The following is a 20320-nucleotide window of genomic DNA, read 5'->3' as shown; positions in this document are numbered from 1 at the left end:
CCCTGCTGTCTGCCATCCAAGCTGAATGTGGTACGCCTCACATAATATGCACTAAACTTGACGATCGCAATAGAGTCTATACATCTGCGAGCGAATCTGTCAGGCTGACGCTGTCAGTATTAGAGCCAAGTAAGGAGTCACTATGGAACCGCAGCAGGATCAGGAAATTGTTCTCGGCCGCTTGGAAAAAGGAATCACCCTTGCCAGCGAGGCTATGGGCAACAAGACCTGGAACGTACTCGGCCATACGTACCTGTCGAAGGTAGAGAGCGAAACGAGTTTTGCGTGGCTGTCGCTCGACCCAACCGGAACCGGCGTTCCGCCTCACGTTCACCCCACCCAGGACGAGCACATCCATGTCCTTGAGGGCGTTTACACGCTGTACCTCGATGGCGAGTGGATGAGCGCCGGTCCTGGAGACACCGTCCGGATGCCTATGGGGCTGGCGCATGCCTACTTCAACAAGGCGGACGCTGCAGCGAAGGCCCTCTTCTGGGTGAGCCCGTCTGGTCAGCTCGCACAGCTGTTCGACGAACTGCACAACCTGTCCGACCCGGACGAGGTTGTCCGCCGGTCCGCATTACGCGGTGTGGACTTCCTGCCGCAGGGTTCAGTTCCGGGCGCCTGACAACCGACCGAGCCGCGCGCTGTGACCGGGCAAGGAGGCCATCATGACATCGACGTCCTTAGAGTCGTCACAAACAGGACGCCAGCGAATTGCGTATGGAGATGCGGAACCGCAGTTTGTGGATTTCCACCTGCCCACCGGCACAGGACGGCCTCCCGCCGTGGCCGTCCTGATCCACGGCGGCTACTGGCGTGACCGTTTCGACCTCACGTTGATGGATACGCTGGTGGCCGATACGCTGCGTCGTGGAATGGCCGTGGCCAACGTCGAGTACCGCAGAATGGGCAATGGCGGGGGGTGGCCTGACACAGGACAGGATGTGGCGCAGGCCATGGCTCTGGTCCGGAAACACTGGAGGAACTGGAACGGCGCGGTTCCCTTTGTCGCCGTCGGACACTCCGTCGGCGGCCAGTTGGCCCTATTGAACGCTGCGGCAGCCGACGCCGTCGTCGCTCTGGCCCCGGTGACCGACGTGTCCAGGGTCGATGACGAAAGGCTCGGCGAGGACGCCGCTGTCGCTTTCATGGGTGCCCGCGCTGCTGATCTGTCATCCGAGTACGCCGCAGCATCACCACTGCGGCAGCTGCCTTTCGGCCGTCCAGTTCTGGTGCTCCACGGCGATGTCGACGCACGGGTGCCCGTCGGTCACAGCCGTGATTTCGTCAGGGCAGCCCGCGCCGCCGGCGACCAGGTCGATTACCGGGAAGTCGAAGGCATGGACCACCTGGCGGCGATCGATCCGTCCGCATCGCACTGGGCGGCCGCAGCCGCATGGATGGTGGCGCAGGGAACGCGCTAGCGAAAATCGGGTCCCCGCAGCAAGGGTGCGGGGACCCGCTACCGCCGGGCTCACCGCCGAGCCCGGCGGCGCCCGCCCTATGATGAAGATGAAAGCCGCCTCACCCCGGGCGCAGAAACGAGGCTTAACCCATGTTGGCTGTCCCCGCACCACCGGTGCGCCACCAGCAACTCATTGTCACCATCTACGGCCTCTACGGCCGCGGCTCCGGAGACGCCCTGCCGGTGTCGGTATTGATCTCCATGCTGGGAACGCTCGGCTATGACGCTCCCGGCGTCCGGTCCTCCGTCTCCCGGTTGAAAGCCAAAGGCGTCCTCAAGAGCGTCCGCAGGGACGGTGTGGCAAAATACGAACTCTCCGATTCCGTCATGGACGTCTTCCGCGAAGGGGACCGAAGGATTTTCGCGCCGGAACGGGCCACCCCGCTGGACGCCTGGGTGATGGCAGTCTTCTCCGTCCCGGAATCCCTGCGGAACCGGCGCCACCAACTGCGCACGGAATTGTCCGCCCTCGGTTTTGGATGCGTAGCCTCGGGCGTATGGATCGCCCCACACCAGATCCTGGACCAGGCCCGGGAGCGGCTCGCCTCGCGCGGACTCATGCAGTACGTGGATTTGTTCAAGAGCGATTACCTCTTTGATGGACCCATGCGGCCTAAGATCGCAGAATGGTGGGACCTGCAAGCCATTGATGAGCAGTTCGGCGAATTCCTGGCACTTTACGAGGGCGCAGGAGAACTCTGGTCGGGTCTGGTGGGCGACAATCCGGAAGCCGCGCTGGCCGAATCCTCGGCCGAACTCCGACGGTACGCGTTCCAGTTCTACGTACCGATGCTGACCGTATGGCGCCGCTTTCCTTATCGGGACCCCAACCTGCCGCTGGAGTACCTGCCGGAAAACTGGCGCGGCCCCTTAGTCCGACAGACGTTCCAAGCCATCCACCGGCTTGCCGCTCCCCTGGCGGCCGCCTACGCCGAGGAACTCATCCACGGCCGCGACCGGCTCGTAACTCATTAGTACCGCCTACGACCGGCCGATGACGGAGTGCGCATAGCGTTCGGCCTGTTGTCCGAGCAACTCGCGCAGTTTGGTGAAGAGTGCCTCAGCTGCGAGACCTGACCAATCCTTCGGAAGATATTCCTCAGCCAGCCCTGGATCCATGTATGGCAGTCGACGCCACTGTGTCACCAGGGGAACATAGTCGACGAACGCCTGCCTGCGGTTTTCTTGGCAGCCATCAGAGGTGTTAGGGCATTGCTCCCAACGATCCAGCACTGGCCTGTTGAGTTCAATGAAGTCCGCGTACAGGGCGTCAAGGGCAGGGAGATCCCACCACTGGCCAACTTTGTGGCGGATCCCGCCGGCCATCAGGTGCGCACCTTGAAAGAGATCCACGTAGCCGGCCAGGCCAGCGCGTTCCAATTGCGGGCTGATTTCGGATGCCAGATTTCCGGGCGCGATCCATAGTCCGGGCGCCACCTGGCCGCAGCCGATCCTCGTCAGGATCGTACGCAGCCTGTGGCGAAGATGTCGCTGCGACTCCGGAACCGAGAATGATGTCAGGATCCATTCGTCATCCACTGTCGCTCTACGTCGGGCGAAGATACGCTCGTCACCTGCACGGAAAACGTCCTCCAGGCCGGCCGCCAGCCTGTATGACGCGGAGCGGTCTTGCCTCAGACTTTCCAGAACACCGCGTTTCTTGAGCCGGGAGACGGAGGAACGTACCCCTCCTGATTCAACTCCGAGGTCGCTCAAGAGCGTGATCAGATCCGAAACGGCGAACGCTCCCCGGTCGTCGCGGGCGTACAGGCCGAACACCGTCACGATTATGTCCTGGTGTCTGGGCATGGGGAGTGCTTCGGTACCGGCATTTTCTGGAGCCATGAACACCTCTAACCTGGATTCCTGCAGGCCCCCGGGATTACGAGGGCCTGCAGTTGATTGGCGATCAAACTAAACCAGTGCCGGGCCCTCTGCCGCTACCGCCGCGGACGGCCCGGACAAAGTCCGCCGGCCACGGTTCTGCGGCGGCAGCGCCCTGGGGGACGTACACCGTGGTTACTGTCCCGGTTGCGGCCACAGTGCCGCCATCGTCAGTGCCGGCGTCGCTGGTGCCTGCGCCGGGACTGCCAGCCGTGAACCCGCGGACCTCGAAAGCCATCGTCAGCGAGGTCCGGCCGAGCGCGCGGATTTTTACCGTGGCAGTGACGCGCTGGCCGAACCAGAGCTTGGCCTTGTAGTTGATTAATTGCTGGACCCGGGGTGCGCTGGGGAAATACCCGGGCTGTGCAAGATTTCTGAAGAGCTCGGCCTCGGCGGCCTCGACCCATCGGAGGATGGCCGAATTGTGCTGGTGACCGGAGGCGTCGGTATCCACCCACTCGACGGTGCGCTCGACCGTCGCTTCCGGAAACTCGGCACTTCCCGGGGAGAGTGTCTCCATGGAGGGGTTCTCCAGCATGCCAGGGTGATCCATGGTTCTCCTTAGCGCGCCTCGAGAGCGCTGTTCTCTTCGTTCGGGTCCCCTCTGAGAGCTGGTATGGAGGGTGCGGACTTGGGCTTGGGAATCATCACAACGGCACCTGCCGCCAGCATCGCGATGCCCGCGAAGATCACGAAGTTCGCCTCAAACGGCAGGTTGGATCCAGCAATCCAGCCGCCTATCAAAGGACCGGAGATGGCACCAAGCCTCGCGAAGCTTAAGGCCCAGCCGGTGGCGGTGCCGCGGACGTTGGCCGGGTAGTAGTCGGCGATGTATCCCGTGAGCACCAGCGATGTGGAGATGGAACCGATGCCGGCGAAGGCCACGAACAGCAGGTTGACCACCATGGTGTTCGGAAAAATAAGCAGCATGATGCCAAGGCCGCCCAGGATGTAGAACACCACCAGGATGAGCTTCTTGCCGTACCTATCCGCTGCACGTCCCAGGATAAGGCCACCGATGGCGGATGCAAGGCTGAAGACCAACAGGAACGTGAGAGATGAGCCGAGGTCATAGCCGGCCTTCTTCATGATGCTCGGCAGCCAAGTGTTCAGACCGTAGACGAGCAGCAGGCCACAAAACAGCGAGATCCAGAAAAACACGGTGGAACGCAGATAGGTGGGTGAGAACATCGTCGTTATGGTCTTCCACCACGGATCCGGGGACGAGCCCGGCTCCAGGCTAGCCACTGGGACAACCGGAATGTAGTCGGTGATCTGCAGCTTGGCAGCGAGAGCCTTGGCCTCCGCTTTCCGGCCCTTGGACTCAAGGAATTCGAGGGATTCCGGGAGGAATTTCCAAAGCACCGGCACCAGAAGCACCGGCACAGCACCAATGAAGATCACGGCACGCCATCCCCCGGTGGGCAGCACGAACAGTGCGGCCAGAGCGGCTGCCACGATGCCCAGTGAATATCCGGAGTACATGAGGCCATAGTTGAAAGAGCGTTTGTTCGGGGCCGAATATTCGATGGTCAGCGCTGCTGCCACAGGGATCACGCCGCCCATGCCCAGACCTCCCACCAGCCGGAACAGTCCAAACAGCTCAGGTGTCGGCGCCCAAGCTGCACCTGCCTGGGTGAGGGAGAAGATCAGCATGGAGGCGATGAGCATTTTTTTGCGGCCGACGAGGTCGCTCAGCGTGCCGATGAACAGTGCACCGATAAGCATGCCGATCAGAGCATAGGATCCCAGTCCGCCCAATTGCAGCGGGCTGAGGCTCCATTCCTTGTATTCGGCGAGCGCAGGCAGTACTGCTCCGAGGACGCCGACGTCGTAGCCTTCAGCGAGGATCGCGAGCCAGCAGCAGAACAGCACCAGGCCGGTCGTGCGCGTCGGAACTTTCCAATCGTTGACGGTAGGGGTGGCCATGGCTACTTCACCAACAGCGAGGCGGCGGCGGAAGCGGGTGTCCAGCGCATGTGGGTGTTGGCCGCGTCGGAATCCTGTTCCTTCAAAAGGGACAGCCGTGGACGGACAGCGTCGGTGCGGGTGCTCGGCGGCTTGCGGCGGCCGGCGCGGAACTGCGGAATCCAGGCAGCGCCGGGGCCCTGGTATTCCTGTTCAGCGGCAGCGTGCAGGGTCCATTGGGGATCGTAGAGGTGGGTCCGGCCCAGGGCGATGAGGTCTGCGCGGCCTGCCAGGAGGATTGAATTCACGTCGTCGTAACTGGAGATCGCGCCGACGGCGATCACGGCGGCTCCTGCCGGCTCGGCTACTTCCTGACGGATGCGGTCAGCGAAGGGGGTTTGGTAGCTGCGGCCGAAGGCGGGCTTCTCTTCCTTGGCTATCTGGCCGGTGGAAATGTCCAGACCGGCAGCGCCGTGGGTGACGAAGGCCCGGGCGATCTCGACGGAATCGTCGGATGTGTTGCCACCTTCGATCCAGTCTGTGGCGGAGATGCGAACCGTCACAGGCTTGGCTGCCGGCCAAGCCGCGCGGACGGCGTCGAACACTTCCAGCGGGAACCGCAGCCGGTTCTCCAGGCTGCCACCGTATTCGTCCGTCCGCTTGTTGGATACCGGGGAGAGGAAGGATGACAGCAGGTAGCCGTGGGCGGCGTGGATTTCCAGGAGGTCGAAGCCTGCCTGCTCGGCGCGGAGGGTGGAGGCGACGAACTCTTCCTTGATGGCTTCCATGCCTGCGCGGTCCAGCACGGCGGGCGTCTGGTTTTCCGGGCCGTAGGGCAGCGCGGACGGTCCGACAGTCACCCAGTTGCCGGATTCTAGGGGCTGATCGATGCCGTCCCACATGAGCTTGGTGGAACCCTTGCGGCCGGAGTGGCCCAACTGGGCACCGATCTTGGCTGTCGAGTGGGCGTGGACGAAATCCACGATTTCCTTCCAGCTGTCCCGCTGGCTGTCGGTGTACAGGCCGCTGCAGCCGGGTGTGATGCGGCCGGCTGCGGAGACGCAGACCATTTCGGTCATCACCAGGCCGGCGCCACCGAGCGCCTTGGAACCAATGTGGACTTTGTGGAAGTCGCCCGGAACGCCGTCAACCGCGGAGTACATGTCCATCGGTGAGACCACGATGCGGTTCTTTAGCTCCAACCCGCCAACACGGAATGGCTGGAACATGGCTGGTGCGACCTCGGTGAGGCCCTGGGACTCGGCGAAGTTTTGGTCCACGGCTTGGGCGAACTCCGGGTCGCGCAGGCGCAGGTTCTCCTGCGTGATGCGGCGGCTGCGGGTGAGCAGGTTGAACGCGAACTGTGTGGGGTCCTGGTCCTTGTACTGCCCGATCCGCTCGAACCACTCCAGCGACGCCTGCGCGGCACGCTGGGTGGAGGCGACCACGGGCCGGCGCTCGGCCTCGTAGGCCACCAGTGCAGACTCAACATCGGAGTGCTCGTGGAGGCAGGCAGCCAGGGCCAGAGAATCTTCCATGGCGAGTTTGGTGCCTGAGCCGATGGAGAAGTGCGCGGTGTGGGCGGCGTCGCCGAGCAGCACCACGTTGCCTTTGCGCCAACTCTGGTTGCGGACGGTGGTGAAGTTGATCCACTTGGAGTTGTTGGAAAGGACCTCGTAGCCGTCCAGTTCCTCGGCGAAGATCTCCCGGATCTTGGCGATTGCCTTCTCATCCGAAACACCGGGGGGAAAGATCTCGCTGGCAGTCTCGTCGAAGCCCGCAGCGTGCCACACGTCATCGTGCATTTCCACGATGAACGTGGAGCCCTCATCCGAGTACGGGTAGCCGTGGATTTGCATGACGCCCCACTCGGTTTCCTTCACGAAGAATTTGAAGGCCTCGAACACCTGGTCCGTTCCGAGCCACATGAACTTGTTGGTGCGGGGGTCCAGGTCCGGCTGGAAGGAGTCGGCGTATTTGGCGCGGATCTGGGAGTTGATGCCGTCTGCAGCGAGGACAAGATCGTAGTTCGCTTCGAGTTCCTCGATGACCGGGGCCAGAGTGCTGAACCGCACGTCGACGTTCAGTTCGATGCAGCGGCGCTGCAGCAGCTCCAGCAGTTCCTTGCGGCTCATGGCAGCAAAGCCCTGACCGCCGACGGTGATCATCTCGCCGCGGAAGTGAATGTCGATGTCGGACCAGCGGGCGAAGCGACGGCTCATGTACTCGGCCACCACAGGGTCTGCGTTGCCGATGCCGCCGAGTGTCTCGTCGGAAAAGACGACGCCGAAGCCAAAGGTGTCGCTGGCAGCGTTGCGTTCCCAGAGGGTGATGTCGTGTGACGGGTCCAGCTGCTTCATCAATGCTGCGAAGTAGAGACCGCCGGGGCCGCCTCCAACGATTGCGATCTTCATGGTGATGCTCCTTCTTAGGCCTGGCTCTGGCCGGCGGTGGTAAGTTGTTGTGTTTTGTTCGTCGGGTCCTCGTTGAGGAGGCCGTCGCGGAGCTTAAAGTGCTGGAGTTTGCCGCTGGGATTGCGTGGCAGTCCGGTGACGAAGCGGACGTCCCGCGGATACTTGTACGGGGCGATGGTCTGCTTCACGAAGTCCTGGATTTCCTTGCGTTTTACGGCGTCTCCGATGACGCCTTCGCGCAGGACGACGAACGCGCACACGATGCTGCCGCGATCAGGATCTGGTCGGCCGATTACCGCGTTCTCCACCACATCCGGGTGCTGGTCGATTGCGGCCTCAACCTCGGGAGCACCGATGTTGTAGCCGGAGGAGACGATCATGTTGTCCGAGCGGGCCTGGTATGTGAAGTACCCGTCCTCGTCCATGGAGAACGTATCGCCGGTGACGTTCCAGCCGCCGACCACGTAGTTTGCCTGCCGTGGGTCATCGAGGTAGCGGCAACCGGTGGGACCGATGACGGCCAAGCGGCCGATGTTGCCCGGGCCGAGCTCGTTGCCTTCCTCGTCGAGGATTGTGGCCCTGAAACCTGGGACAGCTCGACCTGTTGTGCCGGGGCGGATCTCGTCTCCGGCGGCTGAAATGAAGACGTGCAGCATTTCAGTGGCACCGATGCCGTTGACCAGGCGCAAACCTGTGGCCTCATGCACCGCTTCCCACGTTTCCTTTGACAGGTGCTCCCCGGCGGAAACTCCGACGCGCAGGCTGCGAAGCAGGTCGCCGCGATTTTCCTTGAGGATGGCACGGTACGCCGTGGGCGCTGTGAAGAGGATGGTGGCGCCGGCGGCCGCCGCGTTCTCGGCGAGTTCCACCGGGCCGGCCTTTTCGGTCAGGAGCGACGACGCACCAAACCGCAGCGGAAAGACGACCAATCCCCCGAGCCCGAATGTGAAGGCAAGGGGAGGCGAACCGGCGAAAACGTCGTCCGCAGTGGGCTCCAGGATGTAGCGGGCGAAGGTGTCCGCGTTCGCCAGGATGTCCCGGTGGAAGTGCATGGTCACCTTCGGCACACCGGTGGTGCCCGACGTCGGCCCCAACAGGGCGACGTCGTCCGCGGCAGTGTCAACAGCCGTGAATTCCCCGCTTTTGGCCTGGCAGCGCGCGGCTAGATCGTCGCCGTCGTGCCCTCCATAGGTCAGGACGGTGAGGTCATCCCCTGCAGCTACCGCCAGCTCGTCCAAGAAGCGGTGATCGGAGATCGCGACTACCGGCTGTGTCAGCTGGATCAGAGTAGATACCTCGCTGGAGCGCAGCATTGGCATGGTGGTAACAACCACAGCCCCTGCTTTCAGCACGCCAAGCCAGGCAGCGACGGTCCAAGGGTTGTTGGGGCCGCGCAGCAGCACGCGGTTCCCGGGCACGACGCCCAGGTCCTCCGCGAGGACCTGGGCCACTTGGTTGGAGCGCTTCTGCAGCTGTCCGTAGGTCCAGACAGCGCCGTCTGGAGTCCTGAGGGCCGGCCGGTCTGCGCCGAACGTCTCGACGGCGTCGTCGATCAGCACGGTGGCAGCGTTAAGCCGTTCCGGGTAATGGAGTTCCGGGAGGGTGAACTCGAGCGCCGGCCACGTCTCGGCGGGCGGCAAGTGGTCACGGGTGAACGTGTCGACGTGTGCCGAGGGCATCATGGTCATGGCCGTTCCTTTCTGTAGTGCGTCGTTGAAGCTGATGGGCGGTGTTTTAGGCGCCGGCCCGAATCATGCCCTCTTGGGCGACCGTGGCGAGGAGCCTGCCCTGCCGGTCGAAGAAGCGGCCCATGGCCAGGCCCCTGTTGCTTTGGCCGGAAATTGCCTCTTGAGCGTAGAGAACCCAATCATCGGCCCGGCCGTCGCGGTGGAACCACATGGAGTGGTCAAGGCTCGCCGTGGCAAGCCCCGGGCTGGACCAGTTAAGACCGTTGATCCTGAGCAGCGGCTCCAGGATCGTGTAATCGCAAACGTAGGCAAGGGCGGTGCGGTGGAGGTCCGCGTCGTCGGGCAGCGTATCGAAGGCCTTAACCCAGATGGCTTGCTGCGGCACAGAACCGCCCTCAAGCTCGACGTAGACCGGCCCGGGAATATGGCGCATGTCGAAGCTGCGCCCCGTGGACCAATACTCTGTTGCTGGACTTGCGGTCGTGTCCCGCAGCACCTCCGCGGCGGAACGCAGCGACGCGGGTTCGACGGCGGCGGGAGCCTCGGTCTGGAAGTCGGTTCCGTCTTCGGGGACCTGGAAGGAACCCATCGCGGCGTAGACCGGCTTGCCGTTCTGGAAGCCTCGGACGGTGCGGGTGGAGTACCCGCGCCCGTCGCGCAGACGCTCCACTTCGTAGCGGACGGTCGATCCGATATCGACCGGTCGCATGAAGTAGCTGTGCATGGAGTGGAGCTGCCTGTCAGTGTCCACCGAGCGCATCATCGCGGCTGCGGCTTGGGCGACCATGTCCCCGCCGTACGCCTTGGGCCACGGCACATACTGGGTGGTTGCTTCGTAGGCTTCGTCGAAGACTTCGGCTTCAACGGGCGTAAGTTCGACGGCCTTGAGGAAGGTCTCGGAGGTCAGGGTTCCAGTGACCATGGCGTTCTAGGCCCTCCGGTAACCGGCGAGGGTTTCGTCGGCGACGTCCTCAAGGTTGACCACGAGGTTCTCCGGCGTACGGGCGGTGAGCCAGACCAGCTCTTCGGTCAAGGACATGTTGGCTTCTACGTGGGGCATGAACGGCGGCACGAATACCCAGTCGCCGGCTTTCATGTCGAGGAACTCCTGGTAGTTCTCGCCGAAGTAGATGCGACCGTGGCCGCGGAGCACGTAGCCGCCGGTCTCGGCCTCGCCGTGATGGTGCGGCAGCGAGCGGTAGCCGGGAATGTTAGAGACCTGCCCGAACCAGATCTTGGTTGCCGGAGTGTGCTGGATGCTTACTCCGGAGACGCGGATGCAGTCGCCGGACTGCGCTGTGTTGGTGTCTTCCTCGCCGGCGCGGGTGACGACGGGGATGACCTTGCCGTCAGCCTGCGCGTAGATGGAATTGTCGCCTTCGAGGCGGTATTCGATGGTGGTCTGGCTCATGGGTCGCTCCTAATCAGTTGGTGTGGAACTACGTGTTGACGGATACGGGGGCGTGGATACGAAACTGGTTTTCCAGCCTGCCTATGCCATCGATTTCCGTGACGAGGACGTCGCCGTCCTTCAGGAAACGGGGCGGGGTCATTCCCATCCCCACTCCCCCGGGCGTTCCGGTGAGTACCAGGTCGCCTGGTCGCAGGATGGTGAACTGCGAGATGTAGGACAGGAGCTGTGCCGGGCCGAACACCAACGTGCTGGTGTTCCCCTGTTGTACGAGCTCGCCATTGACGTAGCCACGGACATCGAAGTCGCCGTCGACCTCATCCGCGGTCAGCATGACGGGTCCCACCGGAGTGGTGTGGTCGAAGGCCTTTCCCTGGAACCACTGCAGGGTCCGGTTTTGCCAGTCCCGCATGGAGACGTCGTTGGCAACCGTGTATCCGGCGATGGCTGCCTGCGCCTGGTCCTGGTCTGCACGGAACAGGTTAGAACCGACAACGACAGCCAGCTCGGCTTCCCAGTCCACCCGGCCGCTGCCATGGACTTCCACGTCGTCGGATGCGCCCAGCAGGGTGTCTGCATACTTGGCAAAAAGCGTGGGGTGTTCGGGCATATCCCGCCCCATTTCCTCGATATGGTCCCCGTAGTTCAGACCGCAGCAGATTACTTTCCCGGCACGGGGCAGTAGCGGGGCAAAGTCAGCGTCAGCGGCCGCAGTGGCGGTTTGCTCCGCCGATGCAGCGGCCACCTCCACGATGCTCCGCCATTCCGGTTGAGCCATGAGGGCCCCGACATCGCTGGCCGGCAACTGAAGATACGAACCAGCGTCCGTGGCGAGCGCTGCCGTCGTACCTCCGGTGGCGGTGCGCAAGGTGGCAAGTTTCATTACTGGTGTCCCTTCAGGAAAACTATATGTCGACTTTTTTGCGATCGTCACATATCCTCAATGTAGCACGGCGGAAATGATCTGCACAGAGGCATTTCAGAAGTTTTTGCACTTGCAACAACGAGGAGGAACAGCATGAGCCACAAGACGATCAACCCCGCATCATTGCCTAAACCATCGGGCTACGCGCACGGCGTGCTTGCCGACAACACCGTGTTCCTGGGCGGTCAAACTGCCTTGGACAAGAACATGAAAATCGTTCCCGGAGGCATCGTGGAACAGTTCACGCAGGCATTTTCCAATGTGCTCACCACCCTGCGTGAGGCTGGCGGACAGCCAGAGGACCTCGTCACCGTGACCATCTATCTCACGGACGTTGACGACTACATGGCCAACGGCCGTGAAATTGGGCGGATCTGGCGCGAAATGGCGGGCACGGAGTACCCCGCCATGGCCGGCATCGGCGTCACGCGGCTGTGGCAAAAAGAGGCCATGATCGAAATCCAAGGCATCGCGGTAATCCCGCAGCGCTAGTACCTGAACACGGGCCGTGAGGTGACAGCCTGATGGCATGCTTCAGGAACAGGGCATCAATCATCCGCGGCCCGCGGTAATAAGGAGAAAATATATGTCTGTACTATCAGGGCTCGCGGGAGCTCTCGCCGACGGTTCGATACAACTCGTTGACCTGACCACGCCGTTATCCAGCGAGACACCGGTTCTGAGCCTTCCCGATCCGTTTGCCAACACAGTCGGGCTCAGCCTCTCGCCCGTGAGCCATTACGATCAGGTGGGCCCCGCGTGGGCGTGGAACGACGTCTCAGTGGGTGAACACGCGGGCACTCATTTGGACGCCCCCGTGCATTGGATCTCCGGAAAAGACGGCAAATCAGTAGATGAGATAGAACCTTCACGCCTTGTCGGTCCGCTGGTCGTCATTGACAAGACCACGGAAGCGGAGCAGAACCCTGATTTTCTGCTTGAGCCTGAGGATTTAGAGGCATGGGAACGCGAACACGGTGCGTTTCCGGCGAACTGCTGGGTAATCTACAGGACAGGGTGGTCCTGCCGCGGCGGCAGCACCGCTGACTTCATCAACGCTGATGGAGCCGGACCCCACACCCCGGGCGTGTCCGCGCGTGGAGCTAAATGGCTCGCAGAGCACGACAGTATCAGCGGATTTGGCGTCGAAACCGTTGGAATTGATGCTGGACAGGCAGGCACTTTTGACCCAGTGTTCCCGGCTCATGAATACCTCTTGGGGGCCGATAAATACGGGCTAACGTCTCTGCGGAACGTGGAAAAGCTCCCCGTTGTCGGAGCCATGATCACAGTCGCGCCGCTTCCCATTGTCGGTGGAACCGGGAGCCCGGCACGTGTGTACGCCTTGGTGGAACGGTCATGAGCGGGGACGTGCGTGTTTCGACCCTCGTCGGCCAGACACTGGCCAAACTTGGCGTGGGCCATGTCTTTGGCGTGGTGGGTAGCGGCAACTTCGATGTCACGAACACGCTGGTTCAAGAAGGTGTTCCGTACACAGCAGCAAGGCACGAGGGCGGTGCGGCCACGATGGCGGACGCCTACGGGCGGATGTCGGGCAAGGTAGGCGTGGTCACTACGCATCAGGGCTGCGGCCTGACCAACGCTATTACCGGCGTCGGTGAAGCCGCGAAGAGCCGGACTCCGATGATCGTACTAACGGCCGATACACAGGGCGCTGCGGTCCGGTCCAACTTCAAGATCGATCAGGACGGGCTCGCCCGCAGTGTCGGCGCGGTGGCCGAACGAATCCATTCTCCCGAATCTGCGGTGGCCGATACGGTCCGTGCGTACCGCACAGCGGTAAATGAGCGCAGGACAGTGGTGCTGAGTCTGCCTTTGGACGTGCAGTCAGCGTCTGCTCCAGACAATGTGGGCGCCGCGGAACTTCAGGAACCCGCACGGCTCCGTCCCGATCCAGCAATGGTCAAGCAACTGGTTCAGCTCATTAAGAAGGCCGAGCGTCCTGTCTTTGTGGCCGGTCGCGGCGGCCGCGGTGCCAGGGACGCCATACTCGAGTTGGCTGAGCATGCCGGGGCATTGGTAGCCACTTCGGCCGTCGCCAACGGACTGTTTAATGGAGCCGCTTTCAACCTCGGCATCTCGGGTGGCTTCTCTTCACCACTCACTGCCGAACTGATCAGCCGGGCGGACCTCATCGTCGGATGGGGCTGCACGTTGAACATGTGGACCATGCGGCACGGGCGCCTGATCTCTCCGGACGCCAATGTTGTGCAGGTCGATGTTGAGGATGCGTCCTTGGGCGCCAACCGGAAGATTTCGCTGGGAATCTTGGGAGATTCGGCTTTGACTGCCGACGATGTTCTCTCCGAGCTCATATCTGTCCAACCGGTTCCTGAGGAGAAGTTCCGCACCGAAGACAATGCCCTTGCCATCAAACAGGCATCCCGCTGGCGCGATGTGGAGACACCGGATCTTTCCACGACCAGCTCGATTGATCCTCGTGTGCTCAGCCGTGAACTGGATTCCATCCTTCCTGCCGAAAGGATCGTTTCCGTAGATTCCGGAAACTTCATGGGATATCCGAGCCAGTACCTGTCGGTTCCCGACGAGTTTGGCTTCTGCTTTACCCAGGCATTCCAGGCCGTCGGTCTCGGCCTCTACACTGCCATCGGAGCAGCGATTGCCCAGCCCACCCGGCTACCGGTCCTCGGCGCCGGCGACGGCGGGTTTCTCATGGGAATCAGCGAACTGGAAACGGCCGTCCGCCTCAGGCTGCTCTTGGTGTGCATTATTTACAATGACAACGCCTATGGGGCGGAAGTCCACCATTTCGCCGAGATGGATAACTCCCCTGACCTGGGCAGCGTCACGTTCCCCGAGACTGACATTGCCGCCATTGCCCGCGGGTTCGGCGCCGAAGGCGTGACGGTCCGCACATTAGCGGATCTCGAACCGGTAAGAGACTGGGTAGCGGACTTTCAGGCAGGAACCCAAACCCGCCCTCTCGTGATCGATGCCAAAATCGCCTCGGACGGGGGCTCGTGGTGGCTTGCTGAGGCTTTTCAAGGCCACTGACGGGCGCGGCCTGAGCTATCCAACTGAAAGGGCCGGATCCACGTTGGCGGATCCGGCCCTCCTTTCGTCGTTTGTATCGGCGTTCCTTCCCCTGCGTGGCACCTTACCCAGGGCTTAGCCGGCCCCAGCCAGAGCAATCACACTTTGAAGTACTTCGCCTCCGGGTGGTGGAACACAAACGCGTCGGTGGACTGTTCCGGGTGCAGCATCAGCTCGTCGCTGAGGACCACGCCCATCCGCTCGGGCTTGAGCAGCTCCACCACCTTGCGGCGGTCCTCCATGTCCGGGCACGCAGGGTAGCCGAGCGAGAACCGTGCGCCGCGGTAGTCGAGCTTGAACAGGCCGGCCTTGTCCTTGGGCTCCTCGGCGGCGAACCCCAGCTCCGTGCGGATCCGCGAGTGCCAGAACTCCGCGAGCGACTCGGTGAGCTGCATGACCAGGCCGTTGAGCTCGTAGTAGTCGCGGTAGTGGTTGCCGGCGAACAGCTTCGAGGTGAACTCATCGATCTTCGAGCCGGCGGTAACCAGCTGCACCGGCAGCACATCCACCTGCCTGGACTCGCGCGAGCGCACGAAGTCGGCGAGGCATAGGTGCCGGTCGCGGCGCTGGCGCGGGAATTGGAACCGCAGCCGCTCGGTGCCGATCGGACCGCCGGAACCACCGTCGGGGGCGAGGAGACCGGGGGTGCCCAGGACGCCGTCGTGATCTTCACCGTGGTGCAGCACCACCACGTCCTCCCCCTCGGCCACCACCGGGAAGTAGCCGTAGGCGACGGACGCGTCGAGCATGCCTTCGGCGAGGATGCGGTCCAGCCAGTACCGCAGGCGCGGCCGGCCCTCGCGTTCCACCAGTTCCTCGTAGGAGGCGCCGTCCTCGCCGCGGCCGGGCTTGAGCCCCCACTGCCCCATGAAGGTGGCGCGCTCGTCGAGCATGGCCGCGTAGTCGGCCAGCGCCACGCCGCGCACAATGCGCGTGCCCCAGAACGGGGGCGACGGCACCAGGTTGTCGGCGGCGACGTCGGAGCGTCCGGGCATCGCCTCCGGCTCGGTCACCGTGAACTTCGCGCCGCCCTTGTGGATGCGCTTCTTCAGCGGCGGAAGGCCGACGGCGTCAGGGGACTCGCCGCGGGCAACGCGCACCAGCGGCTCCATCAGGGCCAGGCCCTCGAAGGCGTCCTTGGCGTACCGGACGGTTCCCTCGAACTGTTCCGCCAGGTCCTGTTCCACGTAGGCACGGGTCAGGGCTGCGCCGCCGAGGATGATGGGCCATTTCTTGGCCAAGCCGCGGGACTGGAGTTCGGCGAGGTTTTCCTTCATCACCACGGTGGACTTCACCAGCAGCCCGGACATGCCGATCACGTCCGCGTTGTGTTCCTCGGCGGCGGCCATGATCTCGGCGATGCCCTGCTTGATGCCGATGTTGACCACTTTGTAGCCGTTGTTGGTGAGGATGATGTCCACCAGGTTCTTGCCGATGTCGTGCACGTCGCCGCGGACGGTGGCGATCACCATGGTGCCCTTGCCCGAGGAATCCGCCTTCTCCATGTGCGGCTCGAGCAGGGCGACGGCGTTCTTCATAACCTCGGCGGACTGCAGCACGAACGGCAGCTGCATTTCGCCGGCGCCGAAGCGTTCGCCCACCACCTTCATGCCGTCCAGGAGGTGGTCATTGATGATGCCGAGCGGGGTCATGCCTTCGCTGCGTGCGAGGTCCAGGTCCTCTTCGAGGCCCTTGCCTTCGCCGTCGATGATGCGGCGCTCCAGGCGCTTGCCGGTGGGCAGGGCGGCGAGTTCCGCGGCGCGCTGGTCCTTGAGCGCAGCGGTGTCGACGCCGGCGAACATGTCCAGCATGATGTTCAGCGGATCGTAGGTAGTGTTGCCTTCGGCGTCGTATTCGCGGCGGTCCCAGACGAGGTCCAGGGCCACCTTGCGCTGTTCCTCCGGCAGGGAGGCGAGCGGCACGATCTTCGCCGCGTCGATGATGCCGCTGGTCAGACCGGCCTGCACGGCCTCGTGCAGGAACACCGAGTTCAGGGCCATGCGTGCTGCCGGGTTGAGGCCGAAGGACACGTTGGAGACGCCGAGGGTGGTCTGGATGCCGGGGTACTTGGTGGTGATCTGGCGGATGGCCTCGATGGTCTCGATGCCGTCCCGGCGGGTTTCTTCCTGGCCGGTGGCGATGGGGAAGGTCAGGGCGTCCACGATGATGTCCTCGACGCGCATCCCCCATTCGCCCACCAGTGCGTCGACAAGGCGCGAGGCGATGGCCACCTTGCCCTCGGTGGTGCGTGCCTGGCCCTGTTCGTCGATGGTCAGGGCGATGACGGCGGTGCCGTGTTCCTTCACGAGCGGCATGATCCGCGCGAAACGGCTGGTGGGGCCATCGCCGTCCTCGTAGTTGACGGAGTTGACCACCGGGCGGCCGCCGATGAGTTCGAGCCCGGCCTGCAGTACCGGCGGTTCGGTGGAGTCGATGACGAGCGGGAGGGTGGAGGCCGACGCGAAACGCGAGACGATCTCCTTGATGTCCGCGACGCCGTCGCGCCCCACATAGTCGATGCAGACGTCCAGCAGGTGCGCGCCGACGCGGACCTGCTCGCGGGCGATGTCCACGCAGTCGTCCCAGCGCTCTTCGAGCATCGCCTGGCGGAACGCCTTCGAACCGTTCGCGTTGGTGCGCTCACCGATGGCGAGGTACGCGGACTCCTGGTCGAAATTCACGTGGTGGTAGAGGGAGGCGACGCCGGCTTCGCGCTCGGTGGGGGTGCGGGCGGGCGCTGTCTTGCCGTCCGCGCTGGCGGGCGCGGCTGCGGCGCGGAAGGGCGCAAGACGTTCGACGACGGCGGCCATGTGCTCCGGCGTCGTACCGCAGCAGCCGCCCACCAGGCCGAGGCCGAATTCGCGCACGAACTGCTCGTGCGCGGTGGCGAGTTCCGTGGGCGAGAGCGGATAGTGCGCGCCGTTGGGGCCTAGGACGGGCAGGCCGGCGTTGGGCATGCAGGCGATGGCGACGGAGGACTGCTTGGAGAGGTGGCGGAGGTGCTCGCTCATCTCGTCCGGCCCGGTGGCGCAGTTCAGGCCGATGGCGTCGACGCCGAGCGGCTCGAGCGCGGTGAGCGCGGCGCCAATTTCGGAGCCCATCAGCATGGTTCCGGTAGTCTCGACGGTCACCTCGACGAAAATGGGGAGCCGGATGCCGCGGGTGACGATGGCCTGCTTGCAGCCGTTGACTGCGGCTTTGGTCTGCAGGAGGTCCTGGCTGGTTTCTATGAGGAACGCGTCCGCGCCGCCGTCGATGAGACCCTCGGCCTGCAGGGCGAAGGTCTGCTTGAGGTAGTCGTAGGTGGTGTGGCCGAGGCTGGGGAGCTTGGTGCCCGGGCCCATGGAGCCCAGGACCCAGCGCATGCGTCCGTCGGTTTCCTCTGCTGCTTCGGCGCGTTCGCGGGCGATCGCTGCGCCCTTGCGGGCGAGTTCTTCGATGCGGTCATCAATGCCGTAGTCGGAGAGGTTGGACCAGTTGGCGCCGAAGGTGTTGGTCTCCACGGCGTCGATGCCGGTGGCGAAGTACGCGTCATGGATGTCCGCGAGAACATCCGGCCGGGTGTCGTTGAGGATCTCGTTGCAGCCTTCGAGCCCCAGGAAGTCGTCCTCAAGCGACAGGTCCTTCCCCTGCAGCATGGTGCCCATCGCCCCGTCGGCAATGACGACCCGGTGGTTCACTGCATCCAGGAGTTCCTGGGCGCGGACGGGACGGGGCACGGACTCAATATCAAGCGCAAAACGAGGCATCTAAACAGGTTACGTGTGGGGGCCGGAAGGTTGCGCTGTGTGTCCGTGTGCTACGAGAGAGTGGGTGGCTACGCCTAGACCGTCTGCGGTAGCTGTCGAGGCGTAACCGCTGAATGTACGACGGCGGACCTCCCGCCGTCGTCCACTCCAGTTCAGCACCCAAAGGCGAGACTAAACGGCGGCCGAGACTAACGCTGCCTCGCGCAAGTCTTTGGATGCGGCGAACTCCTCGGCCGGTGCCTTCTCCTGGTACTCCACCAGTTCTACGTGATGCTCAACAAGAGCATCTTTCACGTCCGAAGGGGACGCGTAGAAGTACTCCCGCCGCAGGTTCACGAGATTCACGCGTTGGAGGGCAAAGTGCTGATGCAACATCGTCTCGATTCCAACGGCATCCTTAGAAAAGAACAGCGCGTGGACGTCAAAGAGGAACGGGACCGAAGCATCGCCTAGTTCGCGCACGCGTTCCATCGGGTTGAGCCGACGTGTCATACCGATCTTGACAACCCCGTCACCGAATGCGCCGAGGTTGGAGATAACGTACACGTAGCCGGCACGGATGTTCAGCGCGTTGTCTTCGGCATCGGCGAGCTTCGCTTCTGCCTCCTCGAGTTGCTCCTGGATACGCTGCACACCTTCAAGATCTCCAGCAGCCTGCAGTTGGACGAGCACAGTGGCGTAGTGGTCCACTTCCTTCTGCTGCTTGGCCTTCAGCGCTTCCCACTCGCGCTGCGCTTTGGCCGCTTCGCGGGCTTCGGCTCGGGCTTCCGCTTCCATTTGCTTCTGGATGGCGACGGCTTCCAGGTGACGGGCAGCGAGTTCGAGTTCCTTCTCGCGCAAAGAGTGGAAGGCATTGGTGATTTGGAGACCAATCATGGTCCCCCGCTTGGCGATCTGCTCTCGTGCCTTCTCAAGTCGGGCGGCCGCGGTGTGAAGATTTCCGGCTTTCACCGTTTTCACGCAGTTCTCGGCCTCGGCGTTGTAGGCGCGGAGCAGCAGCGCGGAGAGGTCACGGACGAACTTTGCGCCCTCCTTCGTTGAGCCGTTGAAGGTGAAACCGGAGACGGTAGTCACGGCAGTCTTCTCCCGCAGCTTGTCTTTGATGCGTGCTCGCACGGCGCCGAGTTCATCGGCCAGCTTTACTGACGTCTCGGCCGGATGCTCGTAATCGTAGAATCCAACATTGTGGCGATCCGCGACCTGCCGGACGTCCAGCACCTCCCCACGGACGGTGGCCAGTTCGGCGTTGATCGCCGCCAACGCCCGCTGCGCCGAAGCGATGCTGGCCATCAGATCGGCGTTGTGGCGTTCCTTGGCCAGGGGGTCCAGGGCGCCAAGCCTCTGCAGGTCGGCAAGCATATGTGCGTTCGCCTTGTACACCTCATCTGCATACTGCTTCAACCCCGCGGCCGGGAGTGGCGGAGCGCCGAGGCTGGACCGGTAGGTGTTCTCAGCACTGATCCCGAAGCCTTCGGCGGGTGCACCAAAAGCCTTCTTGTACTGTTTCAGGACGTCTAGCAGGATCCAGAGCACACCGCCCGCCGGTATAAGACTCAGCGGAAAGATTGCGGTCGCAAGCAATGCGGTAAGTAGAAGGGCTACGCAGGCCCATGCGATGTGCTTAGCAAATGGAACAGGCGTCCTCTTTGGTTTCTCCGGCTCCGGCGCAGGCCCGGATGACACGTCTGACATGATCCCCCCAATGGTCGAGTAATGATGCTCGAACCGTAGCAGCAGGGAGCGACAGGAACGGCGCTGCGCCGGCATCGGCATAACAGTCAGGGTGCACACGTCCGGT

16 protein-coding genes are annotated in these 20320 nt (G+C 63.2%); 6 read left to right on the top strand and 10 right to left on the bottom strand.

The features are described 5' to 3' along the window. Positions 1–142 precede the first annotated feature (142 nt). From NQJ30_RS06550 to NQJ30_RS06540, 3 genes are all read left to right on the top strand, one after another. Positions 143–628 (top strand): cupin domain-containing protein, encoded by a 486-nt coding sequence (locus tag NQJ30_RS06550; protein WP_255769037.1) that lies wholly within the window; start codon positions 143–145, stop codon positions 626–628. A gap of 43 nt (positions 629–671) precedes the next feature. Further along, the gene (locus NQJ30_RS06545; RefSeq protein WP_255769036.1) at positions 672–1427 is read left to right on the top strand and encodes an alpha/beta hydrolase; all 756 of its coding nucleotides are present in this window, start codon (positions 672–674) and stop codon (positions 1425–1427) included. A 131-nt stretch (positions 1428–1558) separates the two neighbouring features. Further along, positions 1559–2443 carry a PaaX family transcriptional regulator gene (locus tag NQJ30_RS06540; protein ID WP_255769035.1) on the top strand — a complete coding sequence of 295 codons (885 nt, stop codon included), beginning with the start codon at positions 1559–1561 and terminating at the stop codon, positions 2441–2443. Between the two features lie 6 nt (positions 2444–2449). On the opposite strand, the gene NQJ30_RS06535 is transcribed toward NQJ30_RS06540, so the two are convergent. From NQJ30_RS06535 to NQJ30_RS06500, 8 genes are all read right to left on the bottom strand, one after another. Beyond that, positions 2450–3313 (bottom strand): PaaX family transcriptional regulator, encoded by an 864-nt coding sequence (locus tag NQJ30_RS06535; RefSeq protein ID WP_255769034.1) that lies wholly within the window; start codon positions 3311–3313, stop codon positions 2450–2452. A 64-nt stretch (positions 3314–3377) separates the two neighbouring features. Further along, positions 3378–3905, bottom strand: coding sequence for an acyl-CoA thioesterase (locus tag NQJ30_RS06530; protein ID WP_255769033.1), 528 nt, complete (start codon positions 3903–3905; stop codon positions 3378–3380). Between the two features lie 8 nt (positions 3906–3913). Next, positions 3914–5281, bottom strand: a complete 1368-nt coding sequence (locus tag NQJ30_RS06525; protein ID WP_255769032.1) for an MFS transporter — start codon at positions 5279–5281, stop codon at positions 3914–3916. Between the two features lie 2 nt (positions 5282–5283). Then, positions 5284–7674: a bifunctional salicylyl-CoA 5-hydroxylase/oxidoreductase gene (locus NQJ30_RS06520; protein ID WP_255769031.1), complete on the bottom strand. Its 2391-nt coding sequence runs from the start codon at positions 7672–7674 to the stop codon at positions 5284–5286. A gap of 14 nt (positions 7675–7688) precedes the next feature. Next, positions 7689–9362 carry an AMP-binding protein gene (locus tag NQJ30_RS06515; RefSeq protein ID WP_255769030.1) on the bottom strand — a complete coding sequence of 558 codons (1674 nt, stop codon included), beginning with the start codon at positions 9360–9362 and terminating at the stop codon, positions 7689–7691. A gap of 46 nt (positions 9363–9408) precedes the next feature. Next, positions 9409–10284 (bottom strand): acyl-CoA thioesterase, encoded by an 876-nt coding sequence (locus NQJ30_RS06510; protein ID WP_255769029.1) that lies wholly within the window; start codon positions 10282–10284, stop codon positions 9409–9411. 6 nt (positions 10285–10290) lie between these two features. Continuing rightward, entirely contained in the window at positions 10291–10773 is a 483-nt protein-coding gene (locus tag NQJ30_RS06505) for a cupin domain-containing protein (RefSeq protein WP_255769028.1), read from the bottom strand. A gap of 28 nt (positions 10774–10801) precedes the next feature. Further along, positions 10802–11656 carry a fumarylacetoacetate hydrolase family protein gene (locus tag NQJ30_RS06500; protein ID WP_255769027.1) on the bottom strand — a complete coding sequence of 285 codons (855 nt, stop codon included), beginning with the start codon at positions 11654–11656 and terminating at the stop codon, positions 10802–10804. Between the two features lie 135 nt (positions 11657–11791). Here NQJ30_RS06500 and NQJ30_RS06495 point away from each other — a divergent pair, with 135 nt between their 5' ends. From NQJ30_RS06495 to NQJ30_RS06485, 3 genes are all read left to right on the top strand, one after another. Further along, positions 11792–12190: a RidA family protein gene (locus tag NQJ30_RS06495; RefSeq protein ID WP_255769026.1), complete on the top strand. Its 399-nt coding sequence runs from the start codon at positions 11792–11794 to the stop codon at positions 12188–12190. A 94-nt stretch (positions 12191–12284) separates the two neighbouring features. Further along, the gene (locus tag NQJ30_RS06490; protein WP_255769148.1) at positions 12285–13061 is read left to right on the top strand and encodes a cyclase family protein; all 777 of its coding nucleotides are present in this window, start codon (positions 12285–12287) and stop codon (positions 13059–13061) included. Continuing rightward, entirely contained in the window at positions 13058–14734 is a 1677-nt protein-coding gene (locus NQJ30_RS06485; protein WP_255769025.1) for a thiamine pyrophosphate-binding protein, read from the top strand. The genes NQJ30_RS06490 and NQJ30_RS06485 overlap by 4 nt, the downstream gene beginning before the upstream one ends. 137 nt (positions 14735–14871) lie before the next feature. Here NQJ30_RS06485 and metH read toward each other — a convergent pair whose 3' ends face one another. Continuing rightward, positions 14872–18522 carry a methionine synthase gene (gene metH, locus NQJ30_RS06480; protein WP_255769023.1) on the bottom strand — a complete coding sequence of 1217 codons (3651 nt, stop codon included), beginning with the start codon at positions 18520–18522 and terminating at the stop codon, positions 14872–14874. A 171-nt stretch (positions 18523–18693) separates the two neighbouring features. Beyond that, positions 18694–20055, bottom strand: coding sequence for a DUF4041 domain-containing protein (locus NQJ30_RS06475; RefSeq protein ID WP_255769022.1), 1362 nt, complete (start codon positions 20053–20055; stop codon positions 18694–18696). Positions 20056–20320 lie beyond the last annotated feature (265 nt).

The sequence above is a fragment of the Pseudarthrobacter sulfonivorans genome, from assembly GCF_024391045.1.
GTDB lineage: Bacteria > Actinomycetota > Actinomycetes > Actinomycetales > Micrococcaceae > Arthrobacter > Arthrobacter sulfonivorans_B.
This window is presented reverse-complemented; position numbering and strand designations above follow the sequence as displayed.

Bases quoted from the DNA above. Each gene is read 5' to 3' on its own strand.
- NQJ30_RS06500 (WP_255769027.1), bottom strand. From the start codon at position 11,656: ATGAAACTTGCCACCTTGCGCACCGCCACCGGAGGTACGACGGCAGCG.
- NQJ30_RS06520 (WP_255769031.1), bottom strand. From the start codon at position 7,674: ATGAAGATCGCAATCGTTGGAGGCGGCCCCGGCGGTCTCTACTTCGCA.
- NQJ30_RS06535 (WP_255769034.1), bottom strand. From the start codon at position 3,313: ATGGCTCCAGAAAATGCCGGTACCGAAGCACTCCCCATGCCCAGACAC.
- NQJ30_RS06525 (WP_255769032.1), bottom strand. From the start codon at position 5,281: ATGGCCACCCCTACCGTCAACGATTGGAAAGTTCCGACGCGCACGACC.
- NQJ30_RS06495 (WP_255769026.1), top strand. From the start codon at position 11,792: ATGAGCCACAAGACGATCAACCCCGCATCATTGCCTAAACCATCGGGC.
- NQJ30_RS06545 (WP_255769036.1), top strand. From the start codon at position 672: ATGACATCGACGTCCTTAGAGTCGTCACAAACAGGACGCCAGCGAATT.
- NQJ30_RS06540 (WP_255769035.1), top strand. From the start codon at position 1,559: ATGTTGGCTGTCCCCGCACCACCGGTGCGCCACCAGCAACTCATTGTC.
- NQJ30_RS06510 (WP_255769029.1), bottom strand. From the start codon at position 10,284: ATGGTCACTGGAACCCTGACCTCCGAGACCTTCCTCAAGGCCGTCGAA.
- NQJ30_RS06490 (WP_255769148.1), top strand. From the start codon at position 12,285: ATGTCTGTACTATCAGGGCTCGCGGGAGCTCTCGCCGACGGTTCGATA.
- NQJ30_RS06515 (WP_255769030.1), bottom strand. From the start codon at position 9,362: ATGACCATGATGCCCTCGGCACACGTCGACACGTTCACCCGTGACCAC.
- NQJ30_RS06550 (WP_255769037.1), top strand. From the start codon at position 143: ATGGAACCGCAGCAGGATCAGGAAATTGTTCTCGGCCGCTTGGAAAAA.
- NQJ30_RS06505 (WP_255769028.1), bottom strand. From the start codon at position 10,773: ATGAGCCAGACCACCATCGAATACCGCCTCGAAGGCGACAATTCCATC.
- NQJ30_RS06530 (WP_255769033.1), bottom strand. From the start codon at position 3,905: ATGGATCACCCTGGCATGCTGGAGAACCCCTCCATGGAGACACTCTCC.
- metH (WP_255769023.1), bottom strand. From the start codon at position 18,522: ATGCCTCGTTTTGCGCTTGATATTGAGTCCGTGCCCCGTCCCGTCCGC.
- NQJ30_RS06485 (WP_255769025.1), top strand. From the start codon at position 13,058: ATGAGCGGGGACGTGCGTGTTTCGACCCTCGTCGGCCAGACACTGGCC.